The organism is Pseudomonas sp. DR48 (assembly GCF_019823085.1).
Lineage (GTDB): Bacteria > Pseudomonadota > Gammaproteobacteria > Pseudomonadales > Pseudomonadaceae > Aquipseudomonas.
In genome coordinates this window covers 7,116,253-7,135,049 of the sequence record NZ_CP081946.1, presented here as the reverse complement: position 1 = coordinate 7,135,049, position 18,797 = coordinate 7,116,253, and the positions used below count along the sequence as shown (strand labels likewise).

The following is an 18,797-nucleotide window of genomic DNA, read 5'->3' as shown; positions in this document are numbered from 1 at the left end:
ATCAGAATCTCGCGACGCCAAAACTGTTGGTTTGCAGCGGCCGTACGTCAGCCTCATGACAGATGTCCAGCAGATACCCGAGCAACGTGCGGGTATCGCGCGGGTCGATCAGACCGTCGTCCCACAGATTGGCGCTGCCATAAAGCGCCGTGGATTGGCTGTCGAGTTTTTGTGCGGTGACCTGCTCCAGCATGTCGAGCATTTTCGGGTCGGGCACCAGACCGTCCTTGAGCTGCTTGGCCTCGGTGACGATGCGCAGCACTTTGCCGGCCTGGGCGCCGCCCATCACCGCCGTGCGGCTGTTGGGCCAGGCGAAGATGAAGCGCGGGTCGAGGCCACGGCCGCACATCGCATAGTTGCCGGCGCCATAGGAACCGCCGACGACGATGGTCAGCTTGGGCACCCGGGCGTTGGCCACCGCTTGAATCATCTTCGCGCCGTGCTTGATCACGCCTTGCTGTTCCGATTCGGTGCCGACCATGAACCCGGTGGTGTTGTGGAAAAACAGCAGCGGTGTCTGGCTCTGGTCACAGAGCTGAATAAACTGCGCCGCCTTGCTCGCCCCCTTGGGCGTGATCGGGCCGTTGTTGCCGATGAATCCGCAGGCACGTCCCTGAATGTGCAAATGGCCGCAAAGGGTTTGCTGATCGAACTCGCTCTTGAATTCGAGGAAGCTCGAACCGTCGGCAATCCGCGCGATGATTTCGCGCACGTCATAGGGCTTTTTCGGGTCGTCCGGAATCAGCCCGAGCAGTTCGTCGATAGGGTAGAGCGGGTCTTCCCAATACCGGGCGGGCGCGGCGGGCAAGCGTTCGTTCCACGACAGCAGGCTGACGATTTCGCGGACCTGGCGCACGCCATCGGCGTCGTTCTCGGCCAGGTATTCGGCAGTGCCGGCGGTTTGCGCGTGCATCTCGGCGCCACCCAGTTCTTCGTCGGTCGCAACTTCGCCAGTGGCGGCCTTTAGCAGCGGCGGGCCGGCCAGAAACAGCTTGGCTTTGCCCCGCACCACCACCACGTAATCCGAGAGCCCCGGCTGGTAAGCACCGCCCGCCGTGGCCGAGCCGTGGACCACGGTGATCTGCGGCAGGCCCATGGCTGACATCCGCGCCTGATTGGCGAAGGTGCGCGCGCCTTCGACAAAAATCTCTGCCGCGTAATTGAGGTTGGCGCCGCCGCTCTCGGCGAGGGTGATCACCGGCAGTTTGTTTTCCATGGCGATCTGTTGCAGGCGCAGGGACTTTTTCAAACCGCTGGGGGATATGGTTCCGCCCCTGATCGCGCTGTTGTTCGCCACCACCAGCACCCGCGCGCCGGAGACATAACCGATGCCGGCAATCAGCCCGCCACCGGCCGAGCTGCCGTCCTTGTCGTCGTGCAATTTATAGCCGGCCAGGCTCGCCAGTTCGAGGAACGGCGCGCCAGGGTCAAGCAGCAGGTTGAGGCGTTCGCGGGGCAGCAACTGGCCGCGCTTGTCGAACTTGTCCTTGGCTTCGGCCGCTTTGTTCAGCAGATTGTGTTCGAGCTGGCGCACCTGCTCGATGCCGGCCAGCATTGCGACACGGTTGTGGGCGAACTGTTCGCTGAGCGGGTCGACTTGAGACTGGATGACCGGCATGGCTTATTCCTTGTCCTTAAGCACTTCGGGTAAGTAGGCGCGGTGGAAACCGTTGTACGACACACTGTTGGTGGCCTTGTGAATCGGCCACGCCCGGCCGCCCAGGCTCGCCGCGCCGTCGATTCGCAAGGTGCTGCCGCTGATGAACGCGGCGGCCGGGCTCAGCAGGAAAACAATCGCCGCGCTGACTTCCGATTCCGTGCCGATGCGTTTGAGCGGCACGTGTTCGCGCAGGGTCGGAATTACTGCTTTGAACGCGCCTTCGTAAGTGTCCATGCCGCTGGAGGCGATCCAGCCAGGCGCCACGGCGTTGACCCGCACCCCGGCGTAACCCCATTCGAATGCGGCAGTCTTGGTCAGGTTGTCCATGCCCGAACGCGCTGCGCCCGAATGGCCCATGCCGGGCATGCCGCCCCACATGTCGGCGAGCATGTTGACGATGGCGCCGCCGTGCTTGCTCATGGATTGATTGAACACTTCCCGGGCCATCAGGAAACCGCCCACCAGGTTGGTGCGCATCACGGTTTCGAAGCCCTTCTGATTGATCGAAGCCAGCGGCGAGGGGTATTGCCCGCCGGCATTGTTGACCAATCCATGAATCGGCCCGTGCTTGCGAATCAACTCGCTGACCAGGTGCGTGACCGCGTCTTCCTCGCGAATGTCGCAGGTGGCCCAGTCCGCCGTGCCGCCATCTTCGGCTATCTCGGCAGCGACGCTTTTCAACTTGTCTGCCTTGCGCCCGATCAACAACACATGTGCGCCGAGGGCCGCCAGTTCGTGGGCGGTGCAACGGCCGATGCCACTGCCGCCGCCGGTGACGATGATGGTTTGGCCGGCAAACAGATCGGCTCTGAAAATCGAATCGTAAACCATGGCGACAGTCCTCTAGTTGACCTGGTCGGCGATGCTCTGGGGCACCGGAATCTGGATCTCCAACAGCTGCTGGGCGAACGCCTTGCCTTGCGGATCGATGCGCAGGCTGGCCACGCCACCGCCGCCGAGCGCGTTCTCCAGAAGAAAATTGAAGCTGTGGGTGCCGGGCAAATACCAGCGTTCGACACGTCCGTGAATCGGGTCGAGGACGTGGCTCATCCAGTCGACCATCACTTCGGGCGTCAGGGCTTCGGCGATCCACGGCAGATACTCGGGCTCGCGGGCCATGACGCCGATGTTGCTGTGATTGCCTTTGTCACCCGAGCGGGCCACGGCGAGTTTGATCAGCGCCACGCTGGCATCGGCGCGGCCAGTGGGTTGTGGCGGATCGAACGGTACGGGCAAGTCAGCCGGGTCGAGTACATCGACGGCGGGCAGGGCGCACGGGTGGCGTTGCCCCTTGAGATCAATCTCCATCGTGCAGGCGGTTTTGTCGATGAGGAACGAGAACAGCCGGATCAGCGGATACACCGTCGGGCGGCCTCCGACAATTCCGGTCAACCCCGGCGCCATGCCCGTCGCGGCCTGGGCTATTTCCCTGGAGAACACAATCAAGGCTTGTTTGCTCGGATGGCGCACGGCGAGTTTGATCACCACTTCGCGACTGTCCTGGCGCTGGCCGTGCGGGCCGTAGGTGGCCTCGCTGCCGAGCAGTTCGATGTTCACTTCGCTGTAGGGTGCCCAGCCGCGTTGGCTGAAGATTTCCGAGGTCTTGTTGATGATCGCCTCGCTGACTCGACGGGCCTTGTCGACCGCGTCGATCCCTGCGATCAGGCAACTGGCGGTGCAGCGGAACCCGTCCGGGTACGTGGCGCTGACCTTGTACTGATCGGTGGGCGGCAGGCCTTTTGCGCCGTGCACCTGAACCGCGTTTACGCCTTGTTGCACCAGTTTCACTTCAGTGAAATCGCAGACCACGTCCGGCAAAAGATAGGCCTGCGGGTTGCCGATTTCATACAGCATCTGCTCGCCGACGGTCAGCGGCGTGACCAGTCCGCCCGAGCCTTCTGGTTTGCTGACGATAAATTGGCTGTCGGCACTGACCTCGACGATGGGGAAACCGATGTGTTCGTAGTCGGGCACGTCACGCCAGTCGGTGAAATTGCCGCCGGTGCATTGGGCGCCGCATTCGATGATGTGCCCGGCCAGGGCGGCCTGGGCCAACTTGTCGTAGTCGCGCCAGGACCAGCCGAATTCATGCACCAGCGCGGCGCTGACCACCGCGCTGTCGACCACGCGTCCAGTGATGACGATGTCGGCGCCTGATCGCAGGGCTTCGACGATGCCCGGTGCGCCGAGGTAGGCGTTGGTCGAGACGCACATCGGTGGCAGGGGCGCGCCGCTGAACATCTCCTGGACGCCAAGGCTGCTCAGCTGTTTGAACTGCGGTTGCAGGTCATCGCCCAGCAGCACGGCGATTTTCAACGCCACGCCGGCTTTGTCGCATGCGGCTTGCAGGGCGGCGGCGCAGGCTTGCGGGTTGATCCCGCCGGCGTTACTGATGACCCGGATCCGTTGTTCGGCGAGTTGCCCCAACAGCGGGCTGAGGACTTCGATGAAGTCCCCCGCATAGCCTGCCTGCGGGTCTTTCATCCGTGCGCCGGCCATGATCGACAGGGTTATTTCGGCCAGATAATCAAAGACCAGGTAGTCCAGGCGCCCACCTTCCACCAGTTGCGCGGCAGCGGTCGAGGTGTCGCCCCAGAACGCGCTGGCGCAGCCGATACGGATCGTTTTAGGCGCAGTCAATTCCATAACCTCCTCCGACAGAAGTGTATCGAGACTACCAAGCAAGCGCTTGGTTTGTAAACGGCTGAAATATCTTCTCCCCGAGCGCTTGCTTGGTAGCCGTTGCCAGCTTAAATTGCCCGCGCATCCCGCTGTTTTCGCGGCGAGCGGCGCATCTGATTGATCGACTGTAGGAGAGAACGGGTGGACGAGCAAAAAGCCCTGAGGGTCATGCGCGAATTGGTCGACAGCGGCCAATTGACCGACCCGGACAGCGCCCGTGGCAAATTGCTGCAAGTGGCGGCTCACCTGTTTCGCAACAAAGGTTTTGAACGCACCACCGTGCGCGATCTGGCCGGCGCCGTGGGCATTCAGTCGGGCAGCATTTTTCATCACTTCAAAAGCAAGGACGAAATCCTCCGGGCGGTGATGGAGGAGACCATCCGCTACAACACGGCGTTGATGCGCGCAGCCCTGGCCGAGGCGAGCAACGTGCGCGAGCGCGTTTTGGCGCTGATTCGCTGCGAATTGCAGTCGATCATGGGCGGCAGTGGCGAGGCGATGGCGGTGTTGGTGTATGAATGGCGTTCGCTCTCTGAAGAAGGGCAAGCGCAAGTGCTGGCCTTGCGTGACATCTATGAAGCGCTTTGGCTGCAGGTGCTGGGTGAAGCCAAGGACGCCGGTTTCATCCGTGGTGATGTGTTCATTACGCGTCGCTTCCTGACCGGTGCATTGTCCTGGACCACCACCTGGTTTCGTGCCGATGGCAGCATGAGCCTCGATCAATTGGCCGATGAAGCATTGATTCTTGTACTCGAAGAAAAACATTAAGCTTGTTCTAAGGTCGCAGGAAACTGGCTAAGTGGCCGAAACCGCCTAGCTTGAATGCATTGATGCGTATTTTTGGGGAGTGGGTTGTTTTGATGTCTTCGCCAATCAGGATGGCCTCGCGGCTTTTGCTGGCATCGCTTGCAGCGTTATGCGTATTGCCGTCCCAGGCTGCGCAATTGGTGCGGATCGGTGCCGCACATTTTCCGCCCTATACCGTGCGCCCCGAATCCGGTGCCGACACGGGCCTGCTCCCGCAATTGGCGGAAGCCTTGAATCGGTTGCAGAGCGACTATCAGTTCGTCCTGGTGCCCACGTCGATTCCCCGGCGATTCGGTGATTTCAAGCAAGGCCGGGTCGACATGGCGATTTTCGAGAACCCGGATTGGGGCTGGAAGGACATTCCCCACGTCAGTGTCGATATGGGGCTTGAAGACGCCGAAATTTTTGTCGCGCAACGCGAGCCCGATCGCCAGCAAAACTATTTTGCCGATCTCACCGGCAAACGTCTGGCGCTGTTCAGCGGTTATCACTACGAGTTCGCCAACTTCAACGCCGAACCGAAATTTCTCGCGCAAAACTACAACGCCACGCTGACCTATTCCCACGACAGCAACCTGCTGATGGTGCTGCGCGGGCGAGCGGACATTGCCTTGGTGACGCGCTCTTACCTGAGCGATTACCTGCTGCGTAACGAGAAGGTCGCCGATCAGTTGCTGGTGTCCCAGCGTATCGATCAGGTGTATCACCATTACGCCATCCTCCGCCCGGCCGCCCCCATCAGTGGCGAAGCGTTCGGCAAATTGCTGCAACGGTTGCGGGACAATGGCGAGATGCTGAAGATTTTCGATCCGTACAAAATCGCTGTGGTGCCGGTTCCAGGAAGCTGAAGCCGCGTCACAGGTCGCCCGGCTGCCGCCACGGATCTGTGTTCGCAGGATTCATGTGGGAGCGAGCCTGTTCGCGATGGGGGCGGCGCAAGCACCACAAGGTTGACTGCGGATCGCTGGCGGCACAGTCTTCCCGCTCCAGTTTTCAAGAGGAGACAGTCAATGCCTTTCGCCACGGTTGACGGACAAGCCCTTCACTACATCGATCAAGGCAACGGTCCGGCCGTTCTGCTGGCCGGCAGTTACCTGTGGGACCAGGCCATGTGGGCGCCGCAGATTGCTGCCTTGTCGCAGCACTATCGGGTGATTGCCCTGGACCTGTGGGGCCACGGTGAATCCGGTCCTCTTCCCGAAGGCACGAAGTCACTGGATGACATTGCCCGTCAGGCCCTGGCCTTGCTCGATCATCTGAACCTTGAGCGTGTCACCCTGATCGGCCTGTCGGTCGGTGGCATGTGGGGCGTGCGTCTGGCGCTCTCGGCGCCACAGCGAGTCAACGGCCTGGTGCTGATGGACACCTATGTCGGTGTCGAACCGGAACCGACTCGCCAATACTACTTCTCGCTGTTCAAACAGATCGAAGACACCGGCGTAATTGCCCCGCAACTGCTGGATATCGTGGTGCCGATTTTCTTCCGTCCGGGGATCGATCCACAGTCGGCGCTGTATCAGGAGTTTCGCGCGAAGCTGGCGGCGTTACCGCCGGAGCGGCTACGTAGAAGCATCGTGCCGATGGGGCGGATAACGTTTGGACGCGATGATCTGTTGCCGCGTCTGGGCGAGCTGAATGCCGCGAACACGCTGGTGATGTGTGGTGATCAGGACAAACCGCGGCCACCGAGTGAAACGAAGGAAATGGCCGAGTTGATCGGTTGCCCTTATGAGCTGGTGCCGGAGGCGGGGCATATCTCCAATCTGGAGAATCCGCAGTTTGTGACTGAGGCGCTGCTGAAGTTTCTGTCTGAAAGAAATTAGTCGAGCTTGCTGGCCCATCGCAGACTTGCCCACGATGGGCCAGTGAATTCACTTCGGCCCGAGAATCTTCGCCAGTTTGTCCGGCGACGGCGCACCTTGCTGTTGTTGCAGCTCGCCTTTGTCATCCATATAGAAAATCGCCGGAGTGGCCTGTAGCTCCAGGTCTTCCATCAACTGCATGTTGGCTGCGAGCTTGGCCTGAATCGCTGGCGGTACATCTTTCAGGGCTTTGAGCGAACTGCCCTTGCCAGACTTCTCGTGCTCTTCCAGTGCCTTGCTCGGGTCCTTGGCGGCGAGCAACGCGGCGGACTTGCCCGGGCTGTCTTCGCGAATGATTCCGACCATGATATGGCGCAGTTGCACCTTGCCGGCCTTGACCCACGGCCGTGCCTGTTCCCAGAACATGTTGCAGTAAGGGCAGTTCGGATCGCTGAACAGGTAGACGACACGCGGTGCATCCTTGGCGCCGTCACCGATCCAGTTGCTGGCTTCCATTTTCCCCCAGACTTCCTTGGCCATTGGCGCGTAGACCAGCTTCTGCAACGGGGCGTTGCTCAGGTCATTGCCCTCGGCGTCGTACAAACTTCCCAGCAGCACGTGTTTGCCATCCGGGGTCAGGTACAGCGCCATGCCACGGTTCTGGTATTGCGCCGCGTAACCACGCAGGCCATCGGGCGCATCGAACTGACCGACGATTTTGGCGCCCTTGGCTTCGATTTTCTTGATCGCGTCAGGCAATTCTTCGGCGGCCTGCACCGACGGCAGATGCAGAAGCGCAGCACCGAGGGTCAGTGTCAGCAAGTGGCGGAGGCGGGGCATGGCAGTTTCCTTGAAGGGGTGGCCGAGGCGGCAGGAAGAGGGGAGTCGAAGTTTTCCAGGGCGCGGGCCAGGCTGGCCTGCGAGAGTTCGCCCAAATGGCTGCCCAGCAGTCGACCGTCCGGGCTATAGAACAGCGTTGTCGGCAATGCCATGGAGCCCACGGCCTGGCCCAATCGACCGCTGCCATCGAACAGCACGTTGGCCAGGCTCAGGCCTTGGGTCTCCAGGAACGTGCTGACGCTTTGCATGCTTTCGGCTTGATTGACGAACAGGAAGGTCAGGTCCGGCCGCTGTTGCTGGGCATTTTCCAGCACCGGCATTTCCCGACGGCAGGGCGGACACCAAGTGGCCCACAGGTTGATGACCAACGGGCCGCCCTTATAGTCCGCCAGTTGCACGGTTTCACCAGCGGCATTGCGCAGGGTGATTTCCGGCAGGCGGGTGCCTTGTTCGTAAATGCTCAGCGAGAAGGTCGCCAACAGCCAGAACGCCAGGCCGCTGGCCACGCCAAAGCCAAGCGGACGGCGCAGACCCGGACGTCGCCAGCCGCGATACAACGCCGCGAGCAACAGCACCAGGACCCCGGGCCAGGCAAGGAAACCACCGTCACGCAGATCGATGATCTGCCACGGATTGTTGCGATATTGGGCCCAATAGGCGACCACGAAACAGAACCTGGCTGCCAGCAGGCCGAGTAAAAACAGGCTGAACAGCGCCGACTCCGGATTTTCGCCGCCGCGCTTGGCCACTCGCCAGCCGACAAAAGTCGCCAGCGCCAGCGCACTGATCAGCAGCAAATGGTTAAGCGCGATGGCAAAAGTGCCGAGGGTAAAAGTCAGCATTAACGAGCGTCTCGGGTGGTGGTCCAGCGTTGCAGGAATGTGTCGGCATCCACCTCACCGGTGATGCGCTGGCTGCGGCGCTCTTCACCGTCGGCGCCGATCCACACGAAACTCGGTGGCCCCGGCACTTTATAACGGCCGAGCAGTTCGCGGCTGGCGGCATTGTCGGCCGTCACGTCCAGCCGTAGCAAGCGCACATCGCTCAAGGCTTGCATCACGTTGGCCTTGCCGAAGACCGTTTTTTCCATGACCTTGCACGACACGCACCAGTCAGCGTAGTAGTCCAGCAGCACCCATTGGCCCTGGGCCTTGGCGGCGTCCAGTTCCTGTTGCAGCGCTTGTGGACTGTTTATTGTGGTGAACGCCTCATGACCGCCTGGGCGGGTGGTATTGCCGGAAGCTGTGGCGCTGTAGATCTGCAACGGTTTGAGCAGATCACCACTGCCTCCGGCGGCACCGATTAGCAGCAGACTGCCCCAGATCCCGAGCAACAGTGAGCTTGCGCCGAACAGATGGGCGATGCGGCCAAACCCTTGTGACTGTTTCCAGGCACTGAACGCGGCGATCAGCAGCAACGCACCGCACAGGCCGATCCACAACGACTCATCCAGCACCGGGCGCAACATCAGCAGAGCCGTCGCCAGGAACAGGAAACCGAACACGCCTTTGAGCAGGTTCATCCAGGCGCCGGGTTTGGGCAGGAAGCGATTGCCCACCGTCACCAGCAACAGCAGCGGCACACCGATGCCGATGCCCATGGCAAACAGAATCAGCCCGCCATGCAACGCGTTGCCGCTTTGCGCGATATAGAGCAGGGCGCCGGCCAATGGCGCGGTCATGCACGGGCCGACCAGCAAACCGGACAAGGCCCCCAGCACGCCGGCACCGATCAGGCTACCGCCACGCTGATTGCGCGAGACGTTTTCCAGTCGATCACGCACGGCCACCGGCAGTTGCAACTCGAAGAAGCCGAACATCGGCAATGCCAACAGCACAAACACCGCCGCGAAGCTGCCCAGCAGCCACGGGTTCTGCAACAGCGCCTGAAGGTTCGCACCGAGCATCGCGGCCAACACGCCCATCGCGGCATACACCAGCGCCATGCTGACGACGTAGCTGCCCGCCAGGGCAAACCCGCGTTTGGGCGCCGCGCCACTGCCGACGATCAAGCCAGCCAGGATCGGCAGCATCGGCAACGAGCAAGGGGTAAACGCCAGCAGCAGCCCCAAGCCAAAGAACACCAGCAAGCTCCAGCCCAGCGCACGTTGTTGCAGGTCACTGGCCAGGGCTTGATCCGGCGCCTCGCCGGTCGCAGCAATGGTCGATGTTGCGCCCAGATTCACAACCTGGGTTTGCGGTGGATAACATAAGCCAGCATCGGCGCAGCCCTGGAAGCCGACCTTGATCAGCCCGGTCACGCCTGCTGGAATCTTCAGTTCAAGGCCCTGGCGATAAACCTCTTGTTCACCAAAGAACTCGTCACTGTGGGACTCGCCTTCCGGTAAAACCGGATGGTGCTCAGTGGGCAATCCATCAAACTTCAGGCGTTTCTGATAAAGGTAATAGCCGTCCGTAATTTGCCAATAAAGCTGTGTTTCACCTGATTCGAGGCGCTCGGTGGTAAAGACAAACGCCTTTTCCACCGGCAAAAATTCAGGTTTGGTTTCGAACGGATTGGTCCCTGCCTGGGCCACACCCGAGATCAAGAGAACAAAAAGTAAAAACAGTCGACGCATGGGTAAGCCTTATCCCTGTGCAAGTGAGGTGCACAATGGGCAGCGGCGATTAACCGATGATTAACCGCAACGGCCTTGTGGCTGTGGTTCGGGGCATAATGTCGGCTTAATCGGCCAACGGCTTAATCAGCTTTTTTCTACGGGGCTCACCATGCATGTACTTGTCTGCGAAGACGATGAGCTAATTGCCAGCGGCATTGTCGCGGGGCTCACCGCCCAAGGTCTGACCGTGGAGCATGTCGCCACTGCCTCGGCTGCCAGGGCCATGCTCAAGGTCGCCGAGTTCGACGTGATGGTGCTCGACCTCGGCCTGCCCGATGAAGACGGCCTGAAGCTGTTGCAGCAGTTGCGACTGCATGGCCTGGAGATTCCGGTGCTGATCCTGACCGCGCGGGACTCGGTCACCGACCGTGTCGATGGCCTGCAAGCCGGGGCCGATGATTACCTGCTCAAGCCATTTGACCTGCGCGAACTGGCCGCGCGCCTGCACACGCTGTTGCGGCGAGTGGCGGGACGCAGCGTCAACCTGATCGAACACGGCCGTTTGACCTACGACCCGAGCAGCCGGGAAACCATGCTGGGCGGTCAGCCGGTGGACCTGTCACGTCGCGAGCAGTCGCTGTTGCAGGCCTTGCTGCATAACCGCGGGCGGGTGCTGTCCACCGAACAACTCAAGGACAGCGTCTACGGTTTTAACGACGAGCTGGAGAGCAACGCCCTCAACGTGCATATCCATCACCTGCGGCGCAAACTCGGCAATGGCATTGTCGAGACGGTGCGCGGCCTGGGCTATCGCCTGGGGCCGGCCGATGGCGGAGAAGAGTCGAAGTGATGAGCCTGCGTTTGAGCCTGAGCCTGACGCTCGGCGCCGCCTTTGCGTTGATCTGGGCCCTGGCGGCGGCCTGGATGCTCAGCGACTTGCGCAATCAGATGATGTTTTCCCTCGACCAGCGGCTGGTGGCGTCGGCGCGTATGGTCGCCGGCCTGATGGAGCAATTGCCGCCGTTATCGACCAAGGGCGAGGGTACGCATTTCAGCGCCGAACAATTGAACATCCCCGGCGGCATGGCCTGTCAGGTCAGTTCCTTGCGTGGCGAAATCCTCGCCCGCAGTCACAGCGAGCCGCAACAAACGCTGGAAGCCGAGAAACTGGGCTTCCACGACCAGATGATCGATGGTGCGCCATGGCGCAGTTTCACCCTGGCGCGCGGTGATCTGCGCATCACCACCGCCGATCGGCAGATCGAGCGTGAAGCCTTGAACATGTCGATCCTACTGGCCGCGTCGGTGCCAGTGGGCGTCGCGTTGCTCGGTTGCCTGTGCCTGCTCTGGCTCGGCATCGGCCAAGGGCTGGCGCCGCTCAACCGGATGCGTGATGCGCTGATGCGGCGCAGCGCCGACTCCCTTGAGCCGTTGCAAATCCAGCCGTTGCCCAGTGAGCTGCAACCGCTTTTGGACACCCAGAATCAACTGTTCCAGCGCATCGGCAAGACGATCGAACGCGAGCGACGCCTGACGGGTGACGCGGCGCATGAACTGCGCAGCCCGCTGACCGCAATCAAGACCCATCTGCAAGTGGCGCGCATGACCGACGGCGCCGCGCGGGATCAATCTCTGGCTCGGGCCGAAGAGGGCGCTGACCGCATGCATCGCACCTTGGAACAGTTGCTGTTGCTGGCGCGCGTCGAAGGCAGTCTGTCGTTCGATGACGGTGTGCAATGCAGCGCCGAGCAAGTGGCGAAACTGGCGATTCAGGATGCGGCCAGTGGTGATCGTCAGCGGATAAAATTCCAAACGCCTGCGAAGTTCTCCGCTGCACCGGTGCAGATGCCGGCCGTGTTGTCGATTGCGGCATTGCGCAACCTGCTGGACAACGCCCTGCGCCATACCCCGGGTGATGGGCCGGTTGAGCTGACCCTGGAAACCACCGGCAATCGGGCACGCTTTCTGGTCCGCGATCACGGCCCTGGCATTGCCGAAGACGACCTGCAACACCTGACCCAACGCTTCTGGCGCAACGGCCAGAGCACCGGCTGCGGCCTGGGCCTGGCCATTGTCCAGGCGATCGTCCAGCGCTGTGGCTGCACATTGCATTTCGACAGCCGGCCGGACGGGTTGCGTGTCGAACTGACCATGCCGTTGCAAACCCTCTAGCCAACACCCCAATCCCCAGTGGGAGCGAGCTTGCTCGCGATAGCGGCGTCACATCCAAATTGATGTGACTGACATACCGCCATCGCGAGCAAGCTCGCTCCCACAGGGGGCTATGTTGCACATCAAAAGTAACGTCTCTCCATTAGTCGCTGGGCTCGAACGGCGCTATCGTCCCCGGCAGCTTTTTCTCAATGGATTGAGGTACAGCGCCATGGATGCACCCCTGCATATCTGTCAGGCCACCCCCGCCGACGCCGGCATTATCAGCCGGATCGTCGAGCGTTCCATTCGCGTCGGCTGCGCGCTCGACCACCGTAACGACCCGCGAACCGTTGCCGCCTGGACCCGCAACAAAAACACCGAACACATACAGCCATGGCTGACCGATCAACGGTATTACCTGAACATCGCCCTGTTGCAGGACAAACCGGTGGGTGTCGCCATGGCGGCAATCAACGGCAAGGTTGCGTTCTGCTACGTGCAGCCTGAATGGTTTCGTCGCGGTGCCGGAGCGGCGCTGGTGCACGACCTTGAAGGCTGGCTGATCGAGCGGGGCGCACATCAGGCTCGACTCAACAGCACCCGCACCAGCGAGGCCTTTTACCGCCATTTGGGTTACCGGCCCTGCGCCGACACCTTCGCCGTGGCAGGTCTTCATGCCATCCCCATGCACAAGACGTTGGTGCCCCGTTTAGATACCCCACCCCAAAATATTCTTGAGTGAACAGCATGACCTGTGGGAGAGGGCTTTCATTCGATATGGATGTTGGCTGGCCCACCGCAATCGCGGGCAAGCCCGCTCCCATAAAGAACCAGTGTTCAGTTCAGGTTGGGATATTCCTCGATCCAACACGAAACATGGTTCACGGGATCACTGTCCGGCCATTGATGGGCAGGTCCGACTGCCTAAGATGGAGCGCAGACGCCTGAACCCCGCGAGCCCGAGCGAGCCTCTACATGACTTCAGCAAGAACCCTTTACGACAAACACATCGATTCCCATACGGTGTGTCGCCTCGATGACCAGGGCCACGTCCTGTTGTACATCGATCGCCAGGTCATCAACGAATACACCAGCCCCCAGGCATTCAGCGGTCTGCGCGAGGCCGGGCGCGGGGTCTGGCGTGCCGGCACCGCGTTGGCTGTGGTCGATCACGTCAACCCCACCGCACCGCTGCGCATCGCCGCCATGCCGGACCCCGGTGGTGCGCGGCAGGTGTCGTACCTGGCGGAAAACTGCCGGGATTTCGGCATCGAATTGATCGACATCCTCAACAAACGCCAAGGCATCGAACACGTGATTGCGCCTGAGCAGGGTTTCATCCTGCCCGGCATGGTGATCGCTGCCGGCGACAGCCACACCACCACGTATGGCGCTCTCGGCGCGTTCGGTTTCGGCATCGGCACCTCCGAGATCGAGCACCTGCTGGCGTCCCAGACCCTGGTCTACAAACGCCTGAAAAGCATGCGCGTGACAGTAGAGGGCGAGCTGGCACCGGGGTTGACCTCCAAGGACGTGATCATGGCGCTGATCGGCCAGATCGGCGCATCCGGGGCCACGGGTTATGCCATTGAATTTTGCGGCTCGACCATCAATGCCTTGAGCGTCGAAGCGCGCATGACCATTTGCAACATGGCGGTGGAGGCTGGCGCCCGAGGTGCCTTCATGGCGCCGGACGAAAAAGTCTTCGCCTACCTCAAGGACAAACCCCGCGCTCCTAAAGGTGAATTGTGGGAGCGCGCCGTCGAGAAATGGCGGGGCTTGTACAGCGACCCGGATGCGCAGTTCGACCGCGATGTGACAGTGGACGCAAGCGCGCTGGAGCCGATGGTCACCTGGGGCACCAGCCCGGACCAGGCCTCGCCCATCGGCGCCCGCGTGCCTGATCCGCAAGATGTCAGCGACTTGATCCTGCGCCAGGACATGCGCCGCGCGCTGAAGTACATGGGGCTGGAAGCCGGCATGCCGCTCAGCGACATCGTCATCAGCCATGCCTTCATCGGCTCGTGCACCAATGCGCGCATCGAAGACCTGCGCGATGCTGCCAGCGTGGTTCGCGGCAAACACGTCGCCGACCATGTACGGGCGATGATTGTGCCGGGCTCCACCGAAGTGCGCGATCAGGCCGAAGCCGAAGGGCTGGCGGCGATTTTTATCGAGGCCGGTTTCGAATGGCGCCAGTCCGGTTGCTCGATGTGCCTGGCGATGAACGACGACGTGCTTGCCCCCGGCGACCGCTGCGCGTCCAGCACCAACCGCAATTTCGAAGGCCGTCAGGGGGCTGGCGCCCGCACGCACCTGATGAGCCCGGCCATGGTTGCGGCTGCCGCCATCACCGGACGCTTGACCGATATCCGTCACTTTGGAGACCGCGCATGAGCCTGCAACCATTCACTCAAGTCACCGGCAAGGCGGCCCCGATGCTCGCGGCCAATATCGACACCGACGTGATCATGCCCAAGCAGTTTCTCAAGGGCATCGACCGCGCCGGGCTGGATCGGGGTTTGTTTTTTGATCTGCGGTTTTTGCCGGACGGTTCGCCAAATCCCGAGTTCGTGTTGAATAAGCCCGCATGGCAGGGCGCGAGCTTCATGGTGGTCGGGCCGAATTTCGGCTGTGGGTCGAGCCGCGAGCATGCGGTCTGGGGCTTGAAACAGATGGGGATTCGGGCGCTGATCGGCAGCAGCTTTGCCGGGATTTTCTATGACAACTGCCAGCGTAACGGGGTGTTGTTGATTACCCTCGAAGAAGCAGTGTTACAGCGGCTCGGGCAAGTGGTCAGCGAGCCGGACAGTGCGTTGATCAATGTCGTTCTGGACGCTCAGGAGATTCGCCTTCACGGGGGGCAGGTCATCCCGTTTGAAATCGACACCTTGCGCAAAACCGCGCTGCTCCTCGGCCTCGACGCCATCGGCAGCACCTTGCAGCGCAGCGAGAAAACCAAAGCCTTCGAGCGTAATCACCTGGCGGCCAACCCCTGGCTAAACTGAAACACACATCCAACTGTGGGAGCGGGCTAAACCGACAACCCCTTGAAGTGCTCCTGCAGAAACTCCACACACGCGCGCAATTTCCCGGAATACGCCAACCGCGTCGGGTATACCGCCCAGACGTTGGCGCTCTGGGTGTATTCAGGCAGTACCTGGACCAGCCGCCCTTGTTCCAGCAACGGTTTCACATCCCACAATGAGCGCAGCAACACCCCGCGCCCATCCAATGCCCACTGCAAGACAATCTCCCCATTGTTGGACGACAGCGGCCCGCTGACCCGCACGCTGTCCTGAACCCCGTCGCGTTCCAGGTTCCAGATGCCGAACGCGTTGTCGCGCTCCTTGATCACCAGGCAATGCTGCTGTTCGAGATCCGCCAGCGTCTGTGGCGTACCATGGCGCTCCAGGTAAGCGGGGGCGGCGCACAACACCCGCCGGTTGCTCACCAGATGCCGGCCAATGTGCTGGCCGGGAATGTCGTCGCCGACACGGATCTCCAGATCAAAGCCTTCGTTGACGATGTCCACCACTCGATCGAACAGGTCCAGGCGAATCTCCAATTCCGGATAACGCTCGGCCAGCAACGAGAGGGCCGGCGCCACATGGTTACGGCCGAAACCGAAAGTGCTGCATAAATGCAGGCGCCCGCGAGGGCTGTCGTGGGCGTCGGAAAGTTCGTCGTGCAGTTGCTGGAAGTCATCGAGAATGCGCAGCGCCCAACGCTGAACCCGCTCACCGTCCTCGGTCAGGGCGATGCGCCGGCTGGTGCGATGCAGCAGGCGCGTGCCGAGGGTGGTTTCGAGAATCTGGATGCGCTTGCTGACGTAGGCGGGCGACAGGCCCAGTTCATCGGCAGCGGCGGCGAAACCGCTTTTGCGAATGACGGTGAGTAAAACACGCAAGTCTTCGGGTAAGGGCACGGTGTCTTTCTTGAGGGTCATGACAGAACGGGCACTGGCGGCATGAGCCGCCAGCATAACATCGCGGGGAGAGGTTCTTATTCAGCGGATAGCTTGGCTGCGGCCCGGGCATGGCGCCCACGCTTGAGGGCAATCGGCGCCATTTTGCTGCGGTCCAGTTCACCTTCCCACGCCGCTACCACCAACGCAGCCACCGCGTTGCCGATGATGTTGGTCAGGGATCGGCATTCAGCCATGAACCGGTCCACGCCGAGGATCAAGACCATCGCCGCCACCGGCACCGTTGGCACCACCGCCAGGCTCGCCGCCAACGCCACGAACCCCGCGCCAACCACCGCGCCCGCGCCTTTTGAGGTGAGCATCGCCACCGTCAGCAAGGTCAATTGCTGCTCCAGCGTCAGGTCGATATTGGTGGCCTGGGCCAGAAACAACACCGCCAGGGTCATATAGATATTCGTACCGTCGAGGTTGAACGTGTAGCCGGTCGGCACCACGATACCGACCACGCCCTTCGACGCGCCGAGGCTTTCGAGTTTCTGGATTAACTGCGGCAGCGCCGATTCCGAGGAGCTGGTGCCGAGCACGATCAACAACTCAGCTTTTATGTATCCCAGCAGTTTGAAAATGTTGAACCCGGCATAGCGGGCGATGCTGCCCAGCACACAGGCGACGAAGATGAACGCGGTGAGGTAGAACGTGCCGATCAGTTTCAGCAGCGGCAATAACGAGCCGAGGCCGTACTTGCCGATGGTGAAGGCAATCGCGCCGAAAGCACCAATCGGCGCCACGCGACTGATGATGCCGACGATGCGGAAAAACACCTCGCTGGCCTGGTTGATGATGCCAACCAAGGGCCGACCCTTTTCGCCGACCATCACCAGCGCAATGCCGAACAACACAGAAACGAACAGCACCGGCAAGATTTCGCCCTGGGAGAACGCCTCGAAAAACGTCGTCGGAATTACGTGCAACAGGAAGCCGGTCACGCCTTCGCCGTGTTGCGCCTGGCCGACAAAACCGGCGATGGCGGAGGTGTCGAGGGTCTTCACATCAATGTTGAAACCGGCGCCCGGATGCAACGCATGGGCGGCCAGCAGGCCGATCAACAGCGCGACGCTCGAGACCACTTCGAAATACAGCAACGCCTTGCCGCCGACCCGACCCACCTGCTTCACGTCGTGCATGCTGGTGATCCCGGAGACCACGGTGCAGAAGATAATCGGGCCGATGATCATCTTGATCAGCTTGATGAAACCGTCGCCCAACGGCTTGAGGTCGATGCCGACTTGCGGCCAGTAATGCCCGATAGCGATGCCCAGCGCGATGGCGATAAGCACCTGTACATAGAGGGTTCCCAGCAGTTTTCTGATTGTCATTTTTATTATCTCCAGACGTTTTTTGGGCGTGACGATCCCGCGCAGGCCAGTGACGGCCCGCGGTGGGAATGGACTCAGGTCAGTGAGACGCGGCGATCAGCGCAGGAAGCCGAGGACTTCGGCGAGCAGCAGTTCGGGGGCTTCTTCGGCGATGTAATGGCCGGCGGGCAGGGCTTTGCCGCGCACGTCGGAGGCGACGAGTTGCCATTCCTTCAGCGGCTCGAAACAACGTCCGACCGTGCCTTCGGCGCCCCACAGGATCAGCAATGGCAGGTGCAGGGACTGGCCGCCCGCGATGCTGGCCCGGTCATGGTCCAGATCGATGCTGGCGCTGGCGCGATAATCCTCGCAGATCCCGCGCGCGGTGCCCGGCAGTTTCAGGCAGCGCAGGTATTCGGCGAATGCTTCAGGCGTGAACGGTTTGAGCCCGGCGCTGCGGCTGCCCATGACGCTGCGCAAGTAGGCTTCAGGATCGGCTTCGATCAGGGTTTCCGGCAGCGGCGCCGGGCGAATCAGGAAAAACCAGTGCCAATAGGCACGGGCGAAGGCTTCGTTGGTTTGCTCATACATCGACAAGGTCGGAGCGATGTCCAGCAGCACCATGCGTTGCACGCTATCGGGATGATCCAGCGCCAGGCGATGGGCCACCCGGGCGCCACGGTCGTGGGCCAGCACCGAAAAGTGCTCGAAGCCCAGGGACTGCATCAACTCGACGCCATCCTTGGCCATTTCGCGTTTGCAATAGTTGGTGTGGTGATCATTGGCGGGTGGTTTAGCGCTGTCGCCGTAACCGCGCAGGTCGGCGGCAACCACAGTGAAATGCTCGGCCAGTTGCTCGGCGACCTTGTGCCAGATGACGTGGGTTTGCGGGTGACCGTGCAGCAACAGCAAGCCCGGCCCGGTGCCGCCGATACGGTAGGCGATGTCCACGCCGTTGACGTGGCGCTGGTCTTTCAGGAATCCGGCGAACATGGGGAATGACTCCTTG

General features: G+C 61.4%; 17 protein-coding genes. 8 read left to right on the top strand and 9 right to left on the bottom strand.

The annotated features are described in order from the left end of the window. Position 1: 1 nt before the first annotated feature. Genes atuC through K5K95_RS32385 form a run of 3 tightly spaced genes read right to left on the bottom strand, consistent with a single transcriptional unit; the run spans position 2 to position 4,306 of the window. Positions 2-1,618 carry a geranyl-CoA carboxylase subunit beta gene (atuC, locus tag K5K95_RS32395; RefSeq protein WP_222587833.1) on the bottom strand — a complete coding sequence of 539 codons (1,617 nt, stop codon included), beginning with the start codon at positions 1,616-1,618 and terminating at the stop codon, positions 2-4. A 3-nt stretch (positions 1,619-1,621) separates the two neighbouring features. Beyond that, complete coding sequence (locus K5K95_RS32390; RefSeq protein ID WP_222587832.1) at positions 1,622-2,491, bottom strand: SDR family oxidoreductase; 870 nt, start codon at positions 2,489-2,491, stop codon at positions 1,622-1,624. A 12-nt stretch (positions 2,492-2,503) separates the two neighbouring features. After that, positions 2,504-4,306, bottom strand: coding sequence for an acyclic terpene utilization AtuA family protein (locus tag K5K95_RS32385; RefSeq protein ID WP_222587831.1), 1,803 nt, complete (start codon positions 4,304-4,306; stop codon positions 2,504-2,506). 177 nt (positions 4,307-4,483) lie between these two features. Between K5K95_RS32385 and K5K95_RS32380 the strand changes: the two genes are divergently transcribed. From K5K95_RS32380 to K5K95_RS32370, 3 genes are all read left to right on the top strand, one after another. Further along, positions 4,484-5,110: a TetR/AcrR family transcriptional regulator gene (locus K5K95_RS32380; RefSeq protein ID WP_222587830.1), complete on the top strand. Its 627-nt coding sequence runs from the start codon at positions 4,484-4,486 to the stop codon at positions 5,108-5,110. A 92-nt stretch (positions 5,111-5,202) separates the two neighbouring features. Beyond that, complete coding sequence (locus K5K95_RS32375) at positions 5,203-5,997, top strand: substrate-binding periplasmic protein (RefSeq protein ID WP_222587829.1); 795 nt, start codon at positions 5,203-5,205, stop codon at positions 5,995-5,997. Between the two features lie 162 nt (positions 5,998-6,159). Continuing rightward, complete coding sequence (locus K5K95_RS32370) at positions 6,160-6,972, top strand: alpha/beta fold hydrolase (RefSeq protein ID WP_222587828.1); 813 nt, start codon at positions 6,160-6,162, stop codon at positions 6,970-6,972. A gap of 48 nt (positions 6,973-7,020) precedes the next feature. Here the strand turns inward: K5K95_RS32370 and dsbG are convergent, their stop codons facing one another. From dsbG to dsbD, 3 genes are read right to left on the bottom strand one after another with little or no spacing between them, the layout of a single operon-like run. Then, the gene (gene dsbG / locus K5K95_RS32365; RefSeq protein WP_222587827.1) at positions 7,021-7,791 is read right to left on the bottom strand and encodes a thiol:disulfide interchange protein DsbG; all 771 of its coding nucleotides are present in this window, start codon (positions 7,789-7,791) and stop codon (positions 7,021-7,023) included. Then, complete coding sequence (locus tag K5K95_RS32360; protein ID WP_222587826.1) at positions 7,767-8,633, bottom strand: TlpA family protein disulfide reductase; 867 nt, start codon at positions 8,631-8,633, stop codon at positions 7,767-7,769. Before K5K95_RS32360 ends, dsbG begins: the two co-directional genes overlap by 25 nt. Next, entirely contained in the window at positions 8,633-10,369 is a 1,737-nt protein-coding gene (gene dsbD / locus K5K95_RS32355; protein WP_222587825.1) for a protein-disulfide reductase DsbD, read from the bottom strand. Before dsbD ends, K5K95_RS32360 begins: the two co-directional genes overlap by 1 nt. Positions 10,370-10,520: 151 nt before the next feature. On the opposite strand from dsbD, the gene K5K95_RS32350 reads away from it, so the two are divergent. The 5 genes from K5K95_RS32350 to leuD all read left to right on the top strand — a co-directional run bounded on the left by K5K95_RS32350 (position 10,521) and on the right by leuD (position 15,513). Next, positions 10,521-11,201, top strand: coding sequence for a response regulator (locus tag K5K95_RS32350; protein ID WP_222587824.1), 681 nt, complete (start codon positions 10,521-10,523; stop codon positions 11,199-11,201). Next, entirely contained in the window at positions 11,198-12,523 is a 1,326-nt protein-coding gene (locus K5K95_RS32345) for an ATP-binding protein (RefSeq protein ID WP_222587823.1), read from the top strand. The genes K5K95_RS32350 and K5K95_RS32345 overlap by 4 nt, the downstream gene beginning before the upstream one ends. 211 nt (positions 12,524-12,734) lie before the next feature. Continuing rightward, positions 12,735-13,247 (top strand): GNAT family N-acetyltransferase, encoded by a 513-nt coding sequence (locus K5K95_RS32340; protein WP_222587822.1) that lies wholly within the window; start codon positions 12,735-12,737, stop codon positions 13,245-13,247. Between the two features lie 233 nt (positions 13,248-13,480). Continuing rightward, the gene (leuC, locus tag K5K95_RS32335; RefSeq protein ID WP_222587821.1) at positions 13,481-14,902 is read left to right on the top strand and encodes a 3-isopropylmalate dehydratase large subunit; all 1,422 of its coding nucleotides are present in this window, start codon (positions 13,481-13,483) and stop codon (positions 14,900-14,902) included. Next, the gene (gene leuD, locus K5K95_RS32330; RefSeq protein WP_222587820.1) at positions 14,899-15,513 is read left to right on the top strand and encodes a 3-isopropylmalate dehydratase small subunit; all 615 of its coding nucleotides are present in this window, start codon (positions 14,899-14,901) and stop codon (positions 15,511-15,513) included. The genes leuC and leuD overlap by 4 nt, the downstream gene beginning before the upstream one ends. 26 nt (positions 15,514-15,539) lie before the next feature. Here leuD and K5K95_RS32325 read toward each other — a convergent pair whose 3' ends face one another. From K5K95_RS32325 to K5K95_RS32315, 3 genes are all read right to left on the bottom strand, one after another. Further along, the gene (locus K5K95_RS32325; RefSeq protein ID WP_222587819.1) at positions 15,540-16,490 is read right to left on the bottom strand and encodes a LysR substrate-binding domain-containing protein; all 951 of its coding nucleotides are present in this window, start codon (positions 16,488-16,490) and stop codon (positions 15,540-15,542) included. Positions 16,491-16,510: 20 nt separating this feature from the next. After that, on the bottom strand, positions 16,511-17,809 hold the full coding sequence (gene dctA, locus K5K95_RS32320) for a C4-dicarboxylate transporter DctA (RefSeq protein ID WP_222587818.1): 1,299 nt from the start codon (positions 17,807-17,809) through the stop codon (positions 16,511-16,513). Between the two features lie 96 nt (positions 17,810-17,905). Next, positions 17,906-18,781, bottom strand: a complete 876-nt coding sequence (locus K5K95_RS32315) for an alpha/beta fold hydrolase (RefSeq protein WP_222587817.1) — start codon at positions 18,779-18,781, stop codon at positions 17,906-17,908. Positions 18,782-18,797 lie beyond the last annotated feature (16 nt).